Origin of the sequence: Pseudonocardia sp. ICBG1142, assembly GCF_020496255.1 — a bacterium.
Classification (GTDB): Bacteria; Actinomycetota; Actinomycetes; order Mycobacteriales; family Pseudonocardiaceae; genus Pseudonocardia.
The window spans coordinates 1279875-1296201 of sequence record NZ_JAHLJC010000031.1 but is presented as its reverse complement, the minus strand read 5'-3'; the positions used below and the strand labels follow the sequence as shown (position 1 = coordinate 1296201).

Sequence of the window (16327 nt, the reverse complement as noted above, 5' to 3'; positions counted from 1 at the left end):
GGGTTGGGCGACAGCCCGTCCATCGCGAAGATTGGTTTGCCGAATCAATCCGAGATGAACGGCTGCCGCAGTATGTACTATACCACTGGTTTCCGGCGTGATGAAATTCAGGATCTTGTCGCTATAGTGTATGAGCAGGATCAGCGGGACGCGACGGAGGCACGTTTTGTCTTGGCCGCCGGTTCTGGGTTGTTCTGGTTCTGGTCGGTGGTGATCACGTTGGCGTATCTGCGCGGGAATCGTGTGCAGTGGGAGTTGGCGGAAACCTATGGGGTGTCGCAGTCGACGGTTAGTCGAGCGATCACGGGGGTGACACCGTTGCTGGCACAGGCGCTGCGGAGTGTCGTTCCGACGGCAGAGGAGCTTCGTGCCGATCGGCAGTACATCATCGATGGAACCTTGCTGCCCTGCTGGTCATGGGCCGCGGTGCCGGGTCTGTGGTCGGGCAAGCATCGCACCACCGGCGTCGTCGTCCAGGTCGCAGCCACCCTGGAAGGGCAGCTGTCGTGGATCTCCGACCCGACCCCAGGCTCCCGACACGACCTATATTGCCTCGACCAATCCGGCGCCCTCGACCACCTCGCCACATACCCCCCGATCGGGGATAAAGGATACATCGGGCGCGGCATGCTCACCCCGTTCAAAAAACCACCCGGCCGGGAACTTCTCAACTGGCAAAAAACATTCAACAAGAGCCTCAACCACACACGCGCCACCATCGAACGAGTCATCGCTCATATCAAAACGTGGAAAGTTCTCCACACAGACTACCGGCGGCCCTACGCCACATTTAAAACGACAATCTCGGCAGTCATCGGACTCATCTTCTACACACTTACCTGACGGAGCCTGAATAAGCCTCGGTGAACGAAACAGAAGGTGAGTGAATCAACTCTGCCCGCCAGCTCTCGCGAAGTGGGCAGACCTGGGGGTGGGGCAGGGCCCCGGCAAAGTCGCTAGATGATCTTGTGGTGGGCCGTGACACGCGGCACCGTTGCGGCGCCGCGCGGCGCTATAGCTGGTCACAGACAGGTGCAGTGCGGCAATCAGAAGGCCGCGGGGGACGGTTCCCACCGTCTATCACGACTTTGCCGGGGCCCTGGGTCGGGGCAGGGGGGCAGGCTGACCATGCTGATCGTGCGGGTCTCGACGCGGCCGTGTCCGCGTCCGCGTTGACGATCAGCGACGCCGATCTGGGTCCAGGGCAGCGCCCGTACCCGTGCCAGCAGCGTGGGCTGGTTCGCTTTGATCGTCATCAGGTAGTGCCCGCCGCGGCGGTGTAGGTAGTCGGCGTGGGCTCGCTGGGTGTGCAGAGCGTCCGCGGTGACCAGTACATCGTCGAGGTCGAGGGGGTCGAGCAGCGCGGTGAACGCGGTGATCTCGCTGCCCTTCTCTGCGACCTGAACCTGGCCGAGCACGGCACCACTGGCCTGGTCGAGCACCGACACCAGATGCGGAAGCCAGACGCTGCCATCGGCGGCACGGACGTGGGTGCCACGCAGGGTCTTGCCGTCCAAGGCCAGCACGCGGCGCTGTTCCCGCCGGGGTGTGCCCTCCGGGACCGGCTGGGCGCTGAGCTGGGCCAACGCCCAGGACCGCAACGCCGCTTCCAGCGCCGAGGCGTCAACCCGCTGCAGGACCCGACGGATGGTCGACTCGTGCGGCGCGGCAGCGCCCACCCCGAGCACGTCCAGCACGGTGCTGCCGGTGTCGTGGACGTACTCGGCGATCGCGGTGAACGACCGGGCTCCGGTCAGCACCGCGCACGCCCCCAGCAGCGACACTACGAGGACCCCATGGCCGACACCACGCGGTTTCCGCGGGTCCGGGACCTGCGACAGAGCCTCCACCAGCGACACCACCGCCGCCTCGTCGACCGGCGCGGCTCTCCCCGCGTCAGGATCAACCTCCAGGCCTTCCAGAGCAGCAACGATCGGAGACACTGACACTGCGGACACAGGCTTCCTGACGTGAGCAAGGATTCGACACCCTCATGATCACGCCAAGCCTGTGTCCGCACCCACCCCGCACGTCACCGCAGCTCAGCCCCCACCCATCACGACTTTGCCGGGGCCCTGTGCCCCGACCTGGGCGCAGAGTTCTTCCCGCACGCATCCCAGGCGATCAAGCTGGTCCGTCGCCGCCGTCCCCTACGTCCCGGCGGGAGGTGGAAGACCGAGACCGTCTACGCGATCACCAGTCTGACCGGCACCGATGCCGACCCTGGGTCTGCTCGCGCGGTGGATCCGTGGGCACTGGTCGATCGAGAATCGCCTGCACTGGGTCCGTGATGTCTGCTTCGACGAAGACCGCGCTACCGCCCGCAGCGGTCACGCCCCGCAGGTCATGTCGGCGTTGCGGAACCTCGCGATCACCGCGCTACGCCTGGCCGGTGTCACCAACATCGCCGCAGCGCTACGCCACCACGCCCGCGACCCTCACCGCCCGCTGATCACCTACAAGATCACGTGACGACTTTGCCGGGGCCCTGGGGGGTGGGGGCACCGGGGGCGGCCCTGGGCTGTCTTCGCTGTCTGCGGTCGGGCAGCCTGCTCCGGCTCCCAGAGGGTCGTGTCGATCGCTCAGATCGGGCGGACGGGTCGGGCCGGATTGCCAGCAGCGACGTCGGTCGTCGACGAGGTCGGGTTCGTCGAGGTACCAGTCGTTGCGGAGCATGCGTTCCTTGTGCTCGCCCACGTGTCCGATCCTGCGTCCTGACGGTCCTCGGGTACGGATCCGGTACACACCAGCCTCGCCGACGACGTCCGACGACGACCGGCCTCTGCCGGCGATTCCGCAGCTCGGTGGCCGGATGGACGGTGTTCCGGCCGGCTTGCGTTGCTCAGATGCTCGGGTTCCGCCGCAGGTGCAGCGTTCTCGCGGGGCCCGCCCCCGGGTGGTGCTCCTCAGACCTGGGCGGAGCCGCCGTCGACGGCGAGCTCGGACCCGTTGACGTAGCTGGACGCGTCCGAGGCGAGGAAGACCGCCGCGGCCGCGATCTCCTCGGGCTCGGCCAGCCGGCCGAGCGGGACCGACGGCCCGGCGGCGGCGAGCGCGTCGGCCGGCAGCAGGTCGACCAGTCCTTGGGTGTGCGTGGCGCCGGGGGAGAGCATGTTGATCCGGTACCGGCGTGTCCCGGCGTCGTGGGCGAACCCGCGGACCAGGTTCCGGAGCGCGGCCTTGGTCGCGCCGTAGACGGGCAGGAACGGCTCGGGACGCGACGCCGCCGTCGATCCGGTGAGGATGATCGACGCCCCCGGCGCGAGAAGGGGCAGGGCCTTCTGCACGGTGAACAGCGACCCCTTGACGTTGGTGGTGAACATCGCGTCGAACTGCTCTTCGGTGATCTCCCCGAGCGGCGCCACGATCCCGATCCCGGCGTTGGCGACCAGGACGTCGATCCGGCCCGCCTGTTCGGCGACGGTCGCGTAGAGCGCATCGAGGTCGTCGAGCCGGCCGACGTCGCAGCGGACGCCGGTGACGCCGTGTCCGAGCTCGGCCTCGACCTCGACGAGCTGTTCCCGACGGCGGCCGGCGACGAACACCCGTGCCCCCTCGGCGTGGTAGGCCCGGGCGATCGCGCGTCCGATGCCCGCGTTCGCACCGGTCACGACGGCGACCTTGTCCTGCAGAACCGTCACGTCAGCTCTCCGCTCCTGTTGTTGACTGATCGGTCCATAACACCTGATATGGACCGATCAGTCAACAACGGGGGGTGGTCGACTCTCCGGAGCCGATCAGGGCGGGGGCAGCAGTCCCTGGAGCAGGGTCCCGGCCATGGTCGACAGGATGGCCGGGTCCTGGCCGACCCGGCCGAGGACCAGGAGGCCGAGTTGTCCGGCGAGCACCGCGTGGGCGGTCTCGTCGGGGTCGACGTGGGGGGTGACGTCGCCCTCGCGCTGGGCCCGTCGTACGGCCTCGGCCAGCAGGGTCGTCGTCGCGGCGTAGCTTCGCCGGGCCTCGGCGGCCACCTCGGCGACGTCGGCGGACAGCTCCATCGCGGTGTTGGCGAGCAGGCAGCCCCGCCGTGCCTCCGCCCCGTCGGGATCGCGCAGTGGGCCGGTCACGAAGTCACGAACGACGTCGACGGCGCGGTCGCTCTGCTCCAGACGGGTGCGCAGCATCGCGTCGTTGGCGTCGTCGTACTCGCGCAGCACGCGCAGGAACAGGCTCCGCTTGTCCCCGAACGCCCCGTACAGACTTCCCTTGCCGAGGCCGCTGGCGGCCAGGAGGTCGTCGAGCGAGGTACCTGCGTACCCCTTGTCCCAGAACGCCGCCTGCACGGACGACAGGACCCGCTTCTCGTCGAACTGGCGGGGACGCGGCATGATGCGATGCTACTGATTCTGGACCGGTCGGTTCACCATCGAACGGTGTACCGGCGGGTGGGCCGGGGGAGCCGTCACGTCGTATGGAATCGAGCCGGCGACGAGCCCCGCTCGTCGACATGGGCGACAAGGCGCCTCAGGTGCCGTTCGACGACCTCGACGGGCTCGACCACCGGGGGAGCGCCGTGCGGTTGGACGTGCTCAGCGGAGAGTCCCACGGTCAACGCGACCAGGAGCTCGACCTCGATGTCCGCCTCCGGGGTCGCATCGACGATCGGTGCCAACGCGCTCCGCAGGACCGAGCGCAGATCGCCGCCCATGCGCGTGGTGACGGGGCGATAGGCGTCGTTCAACCGCGCTGCGGCCAGGAACTCCTGGAGCACGATGAGCTCGTCCCGACCGAGGTCACCGGTGGGGATCAGGGCGAGACACACGCTCCGGAGCGCGACCACGGCGGATCGGGCGTCGCCGCGGTCGGGCCGGGGCAGGCCGCGAGCCTGGTCTGCATGCGGCGTCCGACCTCCTCGGCGGCGGCGATCATCATCGACTCGCTCGTCGGGAAGTGGTGGCGGACGGAGCCGAGGTCGATCCCGGACTCCGCACTCACGCGGCGCTGTGACACCCCGGCCACGCCACCGTCGCGGATCAGGGCGAACACCGCCTCCACGATGCGAGGGCGGGCGTCCTCGGCGCGCACCCTGCTCATGTGCTGTCCCACACCGGGGTGCCGGTCTCGTACACCGTCCCATCCTGGCGGAAGACCAGGAACCGGGTGAACAGCCGGGCCAGCCACCGGTCGTGGGTGACGGTGAGGACGGTGCCGTCGAACGCTCCGATCGCGTCCTGCAGCACGTCGGCCGAGTAGGGGTCGAGGTTGTCGGTCGGCTCGTCGAGCAGGAGCAGCGTGGCGCCGCGCAGCTCCAGCAGGAGGACCTGGAAGCGGGCCTGCTGGCCGCCCGAGAGCGTGTCGAAACCGCGATGGGCGGCCGCCGCCAGGTCGTAACGGGCCAACGCCCGCATCGCGCGCTCCGGATCGGTTCCCGGACGCTGTGGCCCGCCGGCGACCAGCAGCTCGGCCAGGCTGTGCCCGGTGAACTCGGGGCGGCGGTGGGTCTGGGCGAACCATCCCGGTGTCACACGGGCTCCCAGCCGGACCGTCCCGACGTGCGCCACCGGCTCACCGCTGTCGGTCGCGTCCGGATCGAGGCCCGCCAGCAGTCGCAGGAAGTGCGACTTGCCGGTGCCGTTCGGTCCGAGGACGGCCAGCCGGTCGCCGTAGAAGACCTCGATCGAGAACGGCGCCGTGAGTCCGTCGAGGGCCAGGTCCTGGCATGTCACCACCCGCTGCCCGGTCCGGCCACCACCGAGCCGCATCTGCAGGCGTGGTCGGCGCGGCACCGCCTCCGGCGGGCCGTGGGCGTCGAACCGGGCGAGCCGGGTGCGGGCGGCCTGGTAACGGCTGGCCATGCCGTCGTTGTACGAGGCCTTCTGCTTCATCTCGTGGACCAGCCGCACCAGCCGTTGCCGGTCCTCGTCCCACCGTCGGCGGAGCTCGTCGAGCCGCTCCAGACGGTCGGCGCGGGCCTCGTCGTAGGTGGCGAACCCGCCCCCGTGCGTCCAGACCGTGTTGCCCGCAGGGTGCAGCTCGATCGTGACGATCCGGTCGGCGCTGCGACGCAGCAGCTCCCGGTCGTGCGACACGAGGAGCACCGTCTTGTCCGTTTCCCGCAGCTGCTGCTCCAGCCACTCCTTGCCCGGGACGTCGAGGTAGTTGTCGGGCTCGTCGAGCAGGAGCACCTCGTCGGGGCCCCGTAGGAGCACTTCGAGGGCGAGTCGCTTCTGCTGGCCGCCGGAGAGCCGATCGGTGCTGCGGAAACGGATCTCGTCGTACGGCGATCCCACTGCGATCGTGCAGCAGCGGTCCCACAACGACTCGGCGTCGTACCCGCCGGCGTCGCCGTACTCGGTGAGCGCCTCGGCGTAACGCAGCTGCTCGGCCGTCCCGTCCCGCTCGATCAGCGCGTCCTCTGCGGCGTCGAGCCGTCGGCCGGCCCGTCGCAGACGTTCCGGTGACAGCTCCAGCATCAGCTCACGCACGGTGCGGTCGCCGAGGAACTGGGGCATCACCCCGAGCCCGCCCGAGCTGTGCACGGTGCCTGCCGACGGTTCGACCGTGCCTGCGATCAGAGCGAGCACCGTCGACTTCCCTGCGCCGTTCGCACCGATCAGCGCCGTCGTCGTACCCTCGCCCGCCCGGAACGACGCCGCGCTGAGCAGGACTCGTCCGTCGGGCAGGACGTGGTCGACGCCTTGTGTCTCCACGTGACCCATGCGGTCACCATCGCACCTGTGATAGTGGGGTGCCTCGGAGTTTCGGGCGTCACGTCGGGCCCGGTGACGTCCCTGCTCAGACCCGCTGCAGCTCCAGCACCGGGATGATCCGCTCCGTCGAGCGCTGGTACTCGCCGAACTGCGGCTCCAGCGCGACCTGGCGGGCGTAGACCTCGTCCCGCTCGGGACCGGTGACCTCCCGCACCCGCACGGGCAGGGTCTCGATGCCGAGCTCGACGCGGGTGTCGGGGTTCGCCAGGAGGTTGTGGTACCAGTCCGGGTTGGTGTCGGCCCCGCCCTTGCTGGCGAAGATGAAGATCCGCTCACCGTCGAGGAGCGGGACCAGGGGCGCGATCCGCTCGGTGCCGGACCGGGCTCCCGTGTGGTGGACCAGCACGAGCGGCTTGCCCTCGAACATGCCGCCCGCTCGTCCTCCGGTCGCCCGGAACTCCTCGATCACGGCGCGGTTCATCGCCGCGAGGTCGAACGGGGCCGACGCGTCACTCATCTCGTGCTCCTCCAGGGGGTGTCCGGTGCCGTCCGGCACCGCTGGGGTCAACCTCGCCCCGTCGTCGGCCATTCCGGCGGGCCTCGACCCGATCGACGGGCCCGGCCGCGTCGGGTACCCAGGACCTGTGGAGTCCTTCGAGTTCGTGCGCCTGTCCGACGGGCTCGTGTACCGGTTCCACCGCGAGGCGACCGACACGACCGGGCGGCCGGTCTACCGGCGGGCGGGGTCGTGTGGTGCCGGTGGCTCGACGGTGCCGGCTGGTGCGTCGTCGACGGCGAGGACCGGCCGAACGGGTGGCCGGTCGGCGGTTCGCCGGACGGCACCACGACCCCGCCGGCGACGCGCTGGTACAGCGAGAAGGCGGGGCGGGGACACCTCTACGAGCTGCGTCCCGGTCAGTAGCCGGGTAGCGGTGCCGGAGGTGCGGGCACCGCTACCCGGTGGCCTCCATCGCCACGTCGGCCACGTCGCTGCCGCGCCAGGTGTCGGCCAGCTCCTGCACCGGCATCCCGAGCGCCTCGGCGAGGCAGACGATCGTCCCGAACCCCGGGCTCGGCAGGCGTCCGGTCTCGATCTTGCGCAGGGTCTCGGGGGAGACCCCGGCGGCCCGGGCGAGCTCGACGGGGTCGCGGTCGCCCCGGGCCCGGCGCAGCAGCGCACCCAGACGGCGACCGGCGTCGATCTGCTCGGGCGTGAGAGGGTGGCGGACCATGGGACGAGACTAAGGTCGGTATTACTGTACCGGCAAGCGTTGACGCTCCGGTATAGTAATACCGTGATCGAACTGAAGACGCCGGCCGAGATCGACCGGATGCACACGACCGGCCGGTTCGTCGCCGAGGTGCTCACCGAGGTCGGCCGGATCGCCGACGTCGGCGTGAACCTCCTCGACATCGAGCTGCACGTGCGCGGCATGCTCGCCGAGCGCGGCGCCGAGTCCTGCTACTGGGACTACGCCCCGTCCTTCGGGCGCGGCCCGTTCCGCAACGTCATCTGCCTCTCGGTCAACGACGCCGTGCTGCACGGGCTCCCGCACGACTACGTCCTGCGCGACGGCGATGTCCTCAGTGCCGACATCGCCGTCAGCATCGACGGCTGGGTCGCCGACTCCGCCCGGACGATCATCGTCGGCACCACGGCCGACGAGGGCGACCGACGTGTCATCCGTGCCACCGAGGACGCCCTGGAGGCCGCGATCGACGCGGCCCGGCCGGGCAACCGGCTCGGCGACATCTCCGCCGCCATCGGTGGGGTCGCCCGCGACTACGGCTACCTCGTCAACACCGAGTTCGGTGGGCACGACCTCGGCCGCACCATGCACGGCGACATCCACATCCCGAACACCGGGCGGGCCGGTCGCGGTCTCACGCTGCGACCGGGGCTGACGCTCGCGCTCGAACCCTGGTTCGCACGGACCACCGACCGGATCGTGTTCGACCCCGACGGCTGGACCATCCGCTCCGCCGACGGTTCGCGCACCGCGCACTCCGAGCACACCGTCGCGATCACCGAGGACGGCCCCCGGGTGCTGACCCGGCGCGGGCAGGACTGACCGACCGGGCCGTCCCGGACGTCTCACCGGTGTTCACCGACCTCTCCGGCCGGCCGCTGCTGATGACCGTGCGTGACGGGCCGTCGGGCTCAGGTCGACGCACCGTGATACCGGTGGAGGTACGCGCGGCACCGTCCGCGACATCGATCTTGTTGCGGCACACGAGAGTTGGGAGCTCAGTGCCCACGACCCGACTTCGCGCGTTACCACCATGTGAACTCCGATGACCTGACCATGCCGATCCTCGACCGCGCCCAGCTCGCCGAGCTGCGCCGCAGCACCGGTGCGGCGCCCGCCGAGCCGCCACCGAACGCCGGGGCCTGGCTGCTGATGATGATGCTGGGGCTCGGCATCGTCGTGACGATGCTGGTGCTCGTCGTCGCCTGGAGCTGATCCCCGCCCGGACGGGATCTTGTGCCGCGCGTCACAAAGGTGAAGAGTCGCTCCGGTCCGCGTCTTCGACGGAGCAGGAGCGTGACAGAGCAGTGACGACCGTGACGACAGCGCAGTCGGCCGCGATCGAGAATCCCTTCTACACCCACGAGTTCCATGGCGACTACGAGCTGATCAGCGTCGGCGAGTTCGCGCTGGAGGAGGGCGGGGTGATCCCCGACCTGCAGCTCGCGGTCGCCACCTTCGGCACGCTGAACGCGGCGAAGGACAACGCGATCCTGGTGACGACCTGGTACTCGGGGACGCACCAGATCTTCCGCGATGTCTACATCGGCCCGGACCACGCGTTGAACCCGGAGCGGTACTTCATCGTCGTGGTCAACCAGATCGGCAACGGTCTGTCGACCAGCCCGCACAACGCCTCGGGCGCGAACGCCGGCATCGCGATGTCGAACTTCCCGCACGTCCGGATCGGCGACGACGTCCGCGCCCAGGAGCAGCTGCTGCGCGAGCACTACGGGATCGACCGGCTCGCGCTCGTCGTCGGCGGATCGATGGGTGCGCAGCAGACCTACGAGTGGATGGTGCGGTTCCCGGACAAGGTGCGCCGTGCCGCGCCGATCGCCGGGACCGCGCAGAACACCCCGCACGACTTCCTCTACACGAAGGCCCTGGTCGAGGCGATCACCTCCGACCCGGGGTGGAACGGCGGGAACTACGCGAGCAACGCCGACGTCGAGGCCGGGCTGCGGCGCCACGCCGGCATCTGGGCGGTCATGGGCTTCTCCACCGAGTTCTGGAAGCAGGAGGTCTGGCGCGCCCTGGAGTTCGACTCCAAGGAGGCCTTCATGGCGGGCTTCCTGGAGCCGTACTTCACTGCGATGGACCCCAACGACCTGCTCTGCATGGCGTGGAAGTGGCAGCGCGGCGACGTCGCCCGCCACACCGGCGGGAACCTCGCCGAGGCACTCGGTCGCAACGAGGCCGTCACCCGGGTCATCCCGATCAACGAGGACATGTTCTTCCCGGTCCGCGACCACGAGGCCGAGCTGGAGCTGACCCCGCACGCGACGATCCGCGTCGTCGACGACCTGCTCGGGCACCTCGCCCTGTTCGGTGTCGCGCCCACCTACATGCCGCAGATCGACCAGTACCTGCAGGAGCTGCTCGACAGCCCGGCGTGACTGCGGGCCCGGGCCGCCCCCGACCTGCCCGTTCGGGGACGGTCCGGTGCACTCCGGGCACATTCGTGGCAGATACTGCCAGTAAATCGTAGGCTGGGGTCACCACCACGACCCCAGGAGTGTCGATGACCCTCGCCGCCGAGCGTCCCCGCTTGCCGTTCACCCGACCGAACCTGCTCGACCTCGCGCCGTTCTACGAGGTCCTGCGCCGTGAGGCGCCGATCGCGCCGGTGACCACCCCGGCCGGCGACCCGGCGTGGCTGGTGACCCGGTTCGCCGAGGTCCGCGAGCTACTGGGCGACAAGCGGTTCGGCCGGTCGCACCCGGAGCCGGAGAAGGCGTCGAGGATCAGCACCGCGGCCGTCCAGGACGGGCCGACCGGCACCTACGAGACCGAGGAGCAGGAGCACGGCCGGATGCGCCGGCTGCTCACCCCGGCGTTCTCCGCCAAGCGCATGCGCCGGCTGTCCGGGCACGTGCAGGAGCTCGTCGACGGCTACGTCGACGCGATGGTCGCCGACCACGACGCGTCCGCCGACGGCGTGGTCGACCTGCACGCCCACCTCGCCTTCCCGCTGCCGGTCGCGGTGATCTGCTCGCTGCTCGGCGTCCCCGAGTCCGACGGCGAGTACTTCCGCGGGCTGTCCGACCGGATGGCGACCTACTCCGGCGACGACGCCCACGCCGCCCGCGAGGAGTTCGGCCGCTACATGGCCGGGCTCGCCGAGGGCAAGCGCGCCGAGCCCGGCGAGGACGTCATCAGCGACCTCGTCGCGGCCCAGGCCGCCGACCCGACCTTCGGCTACGACCAGATGATCCGGCTCTGCGTCGGGCTGCTGTTCGCCGGGCACGAGACCACCGTGAACCGGATCGGGCTGGGCATGCTGTTCCTCATGGGCAACCGGCACGAGTGGGACAAGCTCGCTGCCGACCCCGAGGGCCGGGTCGACGCCGTCATCGAGGAGGTCATGCGCCTCGGCGCGCCCGGTGACCTGGGGCTGCTGCGCTACGCCCACGAGGACGTGGAGATCGCCGGGGTCACCATCGCGCGCGGCGACGCGGTGATCCTCTCGGTCAACGCCGCCAACCGCGACGTCGACGTCTTCGACCACGCCGAGACCTTCGACCCCGACCGCGCCGAGCGCGGGCACGTCGGCTTCGGGCACGGGCCGCACTTCTGCATCGGCGCGAGCCTGGCCCGCACCGAGCTGCGCGCGGTGTTCGCCACGCTCGCCCGCCGGCTGCCGGACCTGGAGCTCGCCGTCGGCATGGACGAGCTCGACGTGCGCACCGACCACATCACCGGCGGGGTCCGCAGCCTGCCGGTCCGCTGGTGAGGGAGGTACCCGCGATGAAGGTCGAGGTCGACCAGCACGCCTGTGTCGGGTCGGGGCAGTGCCTGCTCACCGCCCCGGACGTGTTCGACCAGCGCGACTCCGACGCCGTCGTCGAGCTGCTCACCGACACCCCGCCGGACGGTCAGGAGCAGGCCGTGCGCAACGCCGCGCACGGCTGTCCGGCGGCGGCGATCACCGTCGTCGAGGGCTGAGCCGGCGGCGACCGACGAGTTCGGGACGCCTCCGCGGTCGACCCTGGTGTCTACGCACCGACGACCGTGGAGGCATCTCCCGTGCGCACACTCGCGATCACCCAGAACGTCACCCTCGACGGCGCCGTCGAGTTCCTCGGCGACTGGTTCGACCCCACCGCCGACGGCCAGGACGAGGTTCTCGCCGAGCTGCACCGCCAGGACGCCGCCTCCGACGCGACGCTGCTCGGGCGCCGCACGTTCTGCGACTTCCGCGGCTTCTGGCCCGCCCGGACCGACGACGCCACCGGCATCACCGACTACCTGAACCAGGTCGACAAGTACGTGGTGTCGTCGACGCTGACCGATCCGGAGTGGGAGAACTCGACCGTCCTGTCCGGGGACCCGGTCACCGAGGTCGCGGCACTGAAGGAGCGGCCGGGCGCCGACATCGTCTGCACCGGCAGCATCACGCTGTGCCACACGCTGATCGCGGCCGGGCTCGTCGACGAGATCCGGCTGTTCCACCACCCCGTCGTCCAGGGTGCGGGCCGGCGGCTGTTCCCGGACGGATGGTCCACCGAGCGCCTGCCGCTGCTCGACTCGCGGACCTTCGGCGCGGTCACCTACACCGCTCACGCGCTGCGCTGAGCGATCCGTCCCGTCAGCAGGTCGCGGCCCGGACCGGTCAGCTCGCCGACGGCGTCCGCCCGCCCGGCCCGACGGCGGGGCTCACGGCGCCGTCTCCTCCTGCGCGGCGGCCCGCTCGACCCGGTGCCGCACGTACCGCGAGACCAGCAGCCCGCCGACCACGGCGACGATCAGCCCGATCCAGGAGAACCGCTTCAGCCACGTCTCGGCGACGATCCCGAGCAGGTAGATCAGGGCGACCGTGCCGCCCGCCCACAGCACCGCGCCGGTCGCGTTCGCGGCGAGGAACTTCGGGTAGTGCATCTTCATCGTCCCGGCCAGCGGGCCCGCGAGGATGCGCAGGATTGCCACGAAGCGGCCGAACAGCACCGCCCAGACCCCGTGCCGGTCGAAGATCCGCCGGGCCACGGTCATGTGCGCCGGGCCCAGGTGCTTGGGGAACCGGCGGCCGAGCCGGTCGAGCAGACCGGTGCCGTAGCGACGGCCCACCGTGTAGCCGATCGAGTCGCCGACGATCGCCCCCGCCGTCGCCGACGCCGCGACGGCCACCGGGTCGATGGGCGAGCCGGGGCGGGCGGCCAGCAGGGCCGCGCCGACGAGCACGATCTCACCGGGCAGCGGCACCCCGATGCTCTCGACACCGACCACACCCGCGCACAGGAAGTAGATCGCGAGCGGGGGGATCGCCAGGAGGAACGTGTCGACGTGCACCACCCCATCATGCACACGTATCGGTGGTGCGGTGGCGGCCCGGTGCGGGCATCATGCGCGGACGTGAGCACACCGCTGGAGCAGGTCTTCCTGGCCGCCCACGACGACCTGCCCCGCGAGGCACCGGGATCGGAGGAGACGACGGCGCTGCTGCTGCGCCTGGCCGGGGACCTGCCGGAGCGTCCGCGGATCGTCGACATCGGCTGCGGGACCGGTCCGGCGACGCTGCCGCTGGCGGCGGCGACCGGTGGCGAGGTCGTGGCCGTCGACCTGCACGAACCCTTCCTCCAGCGACTGCGCGGCCGGGCCGCGACATCCGGGCTGGGGGAACGGGTGCGCCCACTCGTCGCGGCGATGGACGACCTGCCGCTGCCCGACGGCGAGACCGACCTCGTCTGGTCCGAGGGTGCCGCCTATGTCATGGGGTTCGACGCGGCGCTCGCCGGCTGGCGGCGGCTGCTCGCCCCGGGCGGGGTGCTGGTCCTCACCGAGGCCGAGTGGACGACCACCGAGCCGTCGCCCGGCGCTCGGGAGTTCTGGGACGCGGGCTACCCGGGGATGCGGACGACCGCGGAGAACGTCGCCGCCGCGCAGCGCGCCGGGTACACGGTCCAGGCGGTCTACCTGCTCCCCGACTCCGACTGGGACGCCTACTACCGCCCGCTGGCCCGCCGGATCGCCACCCTGCGGGAGGACGGCGTCGACCCGGCTGCGCTGGACGAGGTGGGCGGCGAGATCGCCGTACGGGAGCGGTTCGGCACCGAGTACGGCTACACCGGCTACGTCCTGCGGCCGCGCTGACCCGGTGCCCGCGCGCCCGTGAGCCCGCCGATCCGGTCGGCCCCCGCGCGCAGCAGCGCGGTCAGGTCCGGGTCGGTGACCGGCAGCCGCCCGGTCGGGCCGAGCGCGGCGAGACAGGCGACGACGCCGCCCGCCGCGTCGCGCACCGCGACCGCGACCGACGAGCGGCCGGAGCGCAGTTCGTCGACCTCGGTGGCGACCCCCGTGCGTGCCACCGTCCGCAGCTCCGCGGCCAGCGCGGCCCCGGCGGTCACGGTGTGCCGGGTCAGCGCCCGCGGCCGGTCGGGGACGAGCTCCGGCTGCGCGGCCAGCATGATCTTCCCCATGGCCGAGGCGTGCGGGTGGGCGAGCAGCGTCCGTTCCCCGGGCAGCTCGTGGTCCGGGTCGCGGTCGACCAGCCGCAGCGTGCCCGCGGGCCAGTCGGCGACGAACAACCCGAACCGGACCCGGCCGCGGATCCCGGCGACGATCTCGGCCAGCTGCGGCGGTCCCTCGGCCGCGCCGGCCAGCTCCCGGGTGCGGCGCCCCAGCGCGAACCCGGACAGGTCGCTGATCCGGACCAGGTAGCCGTCGGCGACGAGCACGTTGAGCAGCCGGTACGCCGTCGCGGACGGGATGCCCGTCGTGCGCGACAGCTCCCGCGCCGTCGCACCCGGCCCGATCCTCGCCACCGCCTCCAGCAGCTCCAGGGCCCGGCTCGCGGCGCCCGGCTCGCTCACGGCGGGTCCCCGGCGCGCGGGCTCCGCCGGACCAGCCGCGGCGTCCCCGAGGCGTCCGGGACGAAGTCGCCGGCCCCGGGCAGGACGTCGTCGCTGCCGGGCTGGTCGAACACCCCGATCCTCGCGAGCCGGTCCGGGTGACGGCGCAGGAACCTCCACCACACCGGTCCCACCGCGCAGCAGACCGCGAGGGCCACCGCGGCGCCGGTCCCCTCGGGGGTGTCGAGCAGACCGGGCAGCCGCAGCACCAGCAGGGCCCCGCCGAGCACCGCGACCGTGCACCCCAGCACGAGCACCGGGCGGGTGTGCTCCCGGATGCGCAGCAGGAACGCGACGGCCGCGACCGCGACCAGCACGTACATGAGGGTGACGAGCGCCCGCACCAGGTGGCGCACCGCGTCCGTCCCGGCCGGTGCCAGGTCGGCGAGCAGCCCGCCGAGCAGGACCACGGCCACGATCCCGACGACGGCACGGTGCGGTGTGCGCCACCGCCGGTGCACCGTCGCGAGGGCACGCGGCAGCAGCCGCTCCACCCCGAGGGAGAACGCGACCCGTGACGCCGCGTGCGCCGAGGCCGCGGCCGAGGCCAGGTAGGAGCAGGCCAGACCGGCGTGCAACGCCACCACCAGCGCGGTCGGGGCGCCCGCCGCCCCGGGGTCGGACAGGATCGCGACCAGGGTCGTGGCGCGGCCGGTCCAGCTCGCCCAGGCCGCGAACGACAGCAGCGCCCCGCACAGCAGCGGGGTCCAGAGGACCACCCGGGTCACCGTGACCAGCGGACGTCGCGTCTCCGGGCCGAAGAAGGTCGCCGACTCGAAGCCGGCGAGCATGAACATCGCCATCAGCGCGACGGCGAGCAGGTCCGGCACCGGCCCGGCCGGGACCGGGGCGGCGAGGTGCGGAGCGGGGACCAGCAGCACCGCGACGACGAGCAACAGCGAGCCGATCTCCACCCCGAGCAGGGTGAGGGCGGCGACCCGCGGCCCCCGTACGAGCACCGTCGCGATCCCCACCGCGACCACGAGGTGCAGCAGCACCTGCGCGCCGGCCCCGCTCACGTCGACCCCGGCCGCCCCGGCGAGCGCGGTCAGGGCCCGGCCGCCGGCGTAGAGCGTGATCGCGGCGCTGCCCAGGTACTTCGCCCCGATCACGACGGCCGTCACGAGCGCGGCCCGGGCACCGAGCCCCTGGTAGACGAAGCTGTAGACACCGCCCGCTGCGGCCTGGCGTCGGGTGAACTGCCCGAGGCAGAGCGCCACCATCGTCACCGCGACCGTGGCGCCGACGATGACGAGCAGCCCGGACAGCGGGTCGGCGAGCCGGCCCACGACCAGGGGCAGCATCGCCATCGACGCGGCGGGCGCGGTCGTCGCCACCGACTGCGCGACCAGCTCGGTCGCGCCCATCCGGCGCCGCCCGAGCGGTGCCATCGGCGACTCCGCCCGCAGCTGGGTGTGGCCGGGGGAGAAGGACCGCGCGATGGCCCTGTCGAGGTCGGACACGGACGGCGACGCTAGGACCGCGCTGTTGCCCGGGTGTTGCGCCCGCGCGTCGGACGTCGAACCCGCGATGGGAACCCGCCGCCGGTCTTCCCGGTCCGGTTGCCGTGAACGCAGCG

21 protein-coding genes are annotated in these 16327 nt (G+C 71.5%); 10 read left to right on the top strand and 11 right to left on the bottom strand.

The window, feature by feature from the left end; translation table 11 throughout:
• Positions 1-72: 72 nt before the first annotated feature.
• Positions 73-843: a transposase gene (locus KPL59_RS30315; protein WP_226362802.1), complete on the top strand. Its 771-nt coding sequence runs from the start codon at positions 73-75 to the stop codon at positions 841-843.
• Positions 844-1046: 203 nt separating this feature from the next.
• Here the strand turns inward: KPL59_RS30315 and KPL59_RS30310 are convergent, their stop codons facing one another.
• Positions 1047-1943 (bottom strand): ISAs1 family transposase, encoded by an 897-nt coding sequence (locus KPL59_RS30310; RefSeq protein WP_226360835.1) that lies wholly within the window; start codon positions 1941-1943, stop codon positions 1047-1049.
• A 271-nt stretch (positions 1944-2214) separates the two neighbouring features.
• On the opposite strand from KPL59_RS30310, the gene KPL59_RS30305 reads away from it, so the two are divergent.
• Positions 2215-2472, top strand: a complete 258-nt coding sequence (locus KPL59_RS30305; RefSeq protein ID WP_226360836.1) for a hypothetical protein — start codon at positions 2215-2217, stop codon at positions 2470-2472.
• A 434-nt stretch (positions 2473-2906) separates the two neighbouring features.
• Here the strand turns inward: KPL59_RS30305 and KPL59_RS30300 are convergent, their stop codons facing one another.
• From KPL59_RS30300 to KPL59_RS30275, 6 genes are all read right to left on the bottom strand, one after another.
• A complete protein-coding gene (locus tag KPL59_RS30300) occupies positions 2907-3641 on the bottom strand; it encodes an SDR family NAD(P)-dependent oxidoreductase (protein ID WP_226352035.1) in 735 nt (244 codons plus the stop codon).
• A gap of 96 nt (positions 3642-3737) precedes the next feature.
• Positions 3738-4328 carry a TetR/AcrR family transcriptional regulator gene (locus tag KPL59_RS30295; RefSeq protein ID WP_226362801.1) on the bottom strand — a complete coding sequence of 197 codons (591 nt, stop codon included), beginning with the start codon at positions 4326-4328 and terminating at the stop codon, positions 3738-3740.
• A gap of 74 nt (positions 4329-4402) precedes the next feature.
• Positions 4403-4711, bottom strand: coding sequence for a TetR family transcriptional regulator C-terminal domain-containing protein (locus tag KPL59_RS30290; protein WP_308187979.1), 309 nt, complete (start codon positions 4709-4711; stop codon positions 4403-4405).
• A 35-nt stretch (positions 4712-4746) separates the two neighbouring features.
• Positions 4747-5034 carry a TetR/AcrR family transcriptional regulator gene (locus tag KPL59_RS30285; RefSeq protein WP_226352032.1) on the bottom strand — a complete coding sequence of 96 codons (288 nt, stop codon included), beginning with the start codon at positions 5032-5034 and terminating at the stop codon, positions 4747-4749.
• Positions 5031-6659: an ABC-F family ATP-binding cassette domain-containing protein gene (locus KPL59_RS30280; protein ID WP_226352031.1), complete on the bottom strand. Its 1629-nt coding sequence runs from the start codon at positions 6657-6659 to the stop codon at positions 5031-5033. Before KPL59_RS30280 ends, KPL59_RS30285 begins: the two co-directional genes overlap by 4 nt.
• A gap of 76 nt (positions 6660-6735) precedes the next feature.
• Entirely contained in the window at positions 6736-7167 is a 432-nt protein-coding gene (locus KPL59_RS30275; protein ID WP_226352030.1) for a nitroreductase/quinone reductase family protein, read from the bottom strand.
• A 231-nt stretch (positions 7168-7398) separates the two neighbouring features.
• On the opposite strand from KPL59_RS30275, the gene KPL59_RS30270 reads away from it, so the two are divergent.
• A complete protein-coding gene (locus tag KPL59_RS30270; RefSeq protein WP_226352029.1) occupies positions 7399-7572 on the top strand; it encodes a hypothetical protein in 174 nt (57 codons plus the stop codon).
• Between the two features lie 31 nt (positions 7573-7603).
• On the opposite strand, the gene KPL59_RS30265 is transcribed toward KPL59_RS30270, so the two are convergent.
• Positions 7604-7882, bottom strand: coding sequence for a helix-turn-helix domain-containing protein (locus KPL59_RS30265; RefSeq protein ID WP_226362800.1), 279 nt, complete (start codon positions 7880-7882; stop codon positions 7604-7606).
• Positions 7883-7945: 63 nt separating this feature from the next.
• On the opposite strand from KPL59_RS30265, the gene map reads away from it, so the two are divergent.
• The 6 genes from map (at position 7946) to KPL59_RS30235 (ending at position 12478) form a co-directional block, all read left to right on the top strand.
• Complete coding sequence (gene map, locus KPL59_RS30260; RefSeq protein WP_226352027.1) at positions 7946-8722, top strand: type I methionyl aminopeptidase; 777 nt, start codon at positions 7946-7948, stop codon at positions 8720-8722.
• Between the two features lie 234 nt (positions 8723-8956).
• Positions 8957-9115, top strand: coding sequence for a hypothetical protein (locus KPL59_RS30255; RefSeq protein ID WP_226352026.1), 159 nt, complete (start codon positions 8957-8959; stop codon positions 9113-9115).
• Positions 9116-9216: 101 nt separating this feature from the next.
• The gene (locus KPL59_RS30250) at positions 9217-10299 is read left to right on the top strand and encodes an alpha/beta fold hydrolase (protein ID WP_226362799.1); all 1083 of its coding nucleotides are present in this window, start codon (positions 9217-9219) and stop codon (positions 10297-10299) included.
• Positions 10300-10424: 125 nt separating this feature from the next.
• Positions 10425-11636, top strand: a complete 1212-nt coding sequence (locus KPL59_RS30245) for a cytochrome P450 (RefSeq protein WP_226352024.1) — start codon at positions 10425-10427, stop codon at positions 11634-11636.
• The gene (locus tag KPL59_RS30240; protein ID WP_369804827.1) at positions 11633-11848 is read left to right on the top strand and encodes a ferredoxin; all 216 of its coding nucleotides are present in this window, start codon (positions 11633-11635) and stop codon (positions 11846-11848) included. Before KPL59_RS30245 ends, KPL59_RS30240 begins: the two co-directional genes overlap by 4 nt.
• Before the next feature lie 81 nt (positions 11849-11929).
• Complete coding sequence (locus tag KPL59_RS30235; protein ID WP_226362798.1) at positions 11930-12478, top strand: dihydrofolate reductase family protein; 549 nt, start codon at positions 11930-11932, stop codon at positions 12476-12478.
• A gap of 81 nt (positions 12479-12559) precedes the next feature.
• Here the strand turns inward: KPL59_RS30235 and KPL59_RS30230 are convergent, their stop codons facing one another.
• Positions 12560-13189: a DedA family protein gene (locus KPL59_RS30230; protein ID WP_226352022.1), complete on the bottom strand. Its 630-nt coding sequence runs from the start codon at positions 13187-13189 to the stop codon at positions 12560-12562.
• 63 nt (positions 13190-13252) lie between these two features.
• Here KPL59_RS30230 and KPL59_RS30225 point away from each other — a divergent pair, with 63 nt between their 5' ends.
• Positions 13253-13990, top strand: coding sequence for a class I SAM-dependent methyltransferase (locus KPL59_RS30225; protein ID WP_226352021.1), 738 nt, complete (start codon positions 13253-13255; stop codon positions 13988-13990).
• On the opposite strand, the gene KPL59_RS37250 is transcribed toward KPL59_RS30225, so the two are convergent.
• Positions 13969-14709, bottom strand: a complete 741-nt coding sequence (locus KPL59_RS37250; protein WP_226362797.1) for an IclR family transcriptional regulator — start codon at positions 14707-14709, stop codon at positions 13969-13971. The genes KPL59_RS30225 and KPL59_RS37250 overlap by 22 nt on opposite strands.
• The gene (locus KPL59_RS30215; RefSeq protein ID WP_226362796.1) at positions 14706-16211 is read right to left on the bottom strand and encodes an APC family permease; all 1506 of its coding nucleotides are present in this window, start codon (positions 16209-16211) and stop codon (positions 14706-14708) included. The genes KPL59_RS37250 and KPL59_RS30215 overlap by 4 nt, the downstream gene beginning before the upstream one ends.
• Between the last annotated feature and the right edge of the window lie 116 nt (positions 16212-16327).

What these genes read in the sequence shown, in the direction of transcription:
- KPL59_RS30265 (WP_226362800.1), bottom strand. Translation starts at nt 7,882, where the DNA reads ATGGTCCGCCACCCTCTCACGCCCGAGCAGATCGACGCCGGTCGCCGT.
- KPL59_RS30295 (WP_226362801.1), bottom strand. Translation starts at nt 4,328, where the DNA reads ATGCCGCGTCCCCGCCAGTTCGACGAGAAGCGGGTCCTGTCGTCCGTG.
- KPL59_RS30245 (WP_226352024.1), top strand. Translation starts at nt 10,425, where the DNA reads ATGACCCTCGCCGCCGAGCGTCCCCGCTTGCCGTTCACCCGACCGAAC.
- KPL59_RS30315 (WP_226362802.1), top strand. Translation starts at nt 73, where the DNA reads ATGTACTATACCACTGGTTTCCGGCGTGATGAAATTCAGGATCTTGTC.
- KPL59_RS30280 (WP_226352031.1), bottom strand. Translation starts at nt 6,659, where the DNA reads ATGGGTCACGTGGAGACACAAGGCGTCGACCACGTCCTGCCCGACGGA.
- KPL59_RS30275 (WP_226352030.1), bottom strand. Translation starts at nt 7,167, where the DNA reads ATGAGTGACGCGTCGGCCCCGTTCGACCTCGCGGCGATGAACCGCGCC.
- KPL59_RS30305 (WP_226360836.1), top strand. Translation starts at nt 2,215, where the DNA reads ATGCCGACCCTGGGTCTGCTCGCGCGGTGGATCCGTGGGCACTGGTCG.
- KPL59_RS30255 (WP_226352026.1), top strand. Translation starts at nt 8,957, where the DNA reads ATGCCGATCCTCGACCGCGCCCAGCTCGCCGAGCTGCGCCGCAGCACC.
- KPL59_RS30285 (WP_226352032.1), bottom strand. Translation starts at nt 5,034, where the DNA reads ATGAGCAGGGTGCGCGCCGAGGACGCCCGCCCTCGCATCGTGGAGGCG.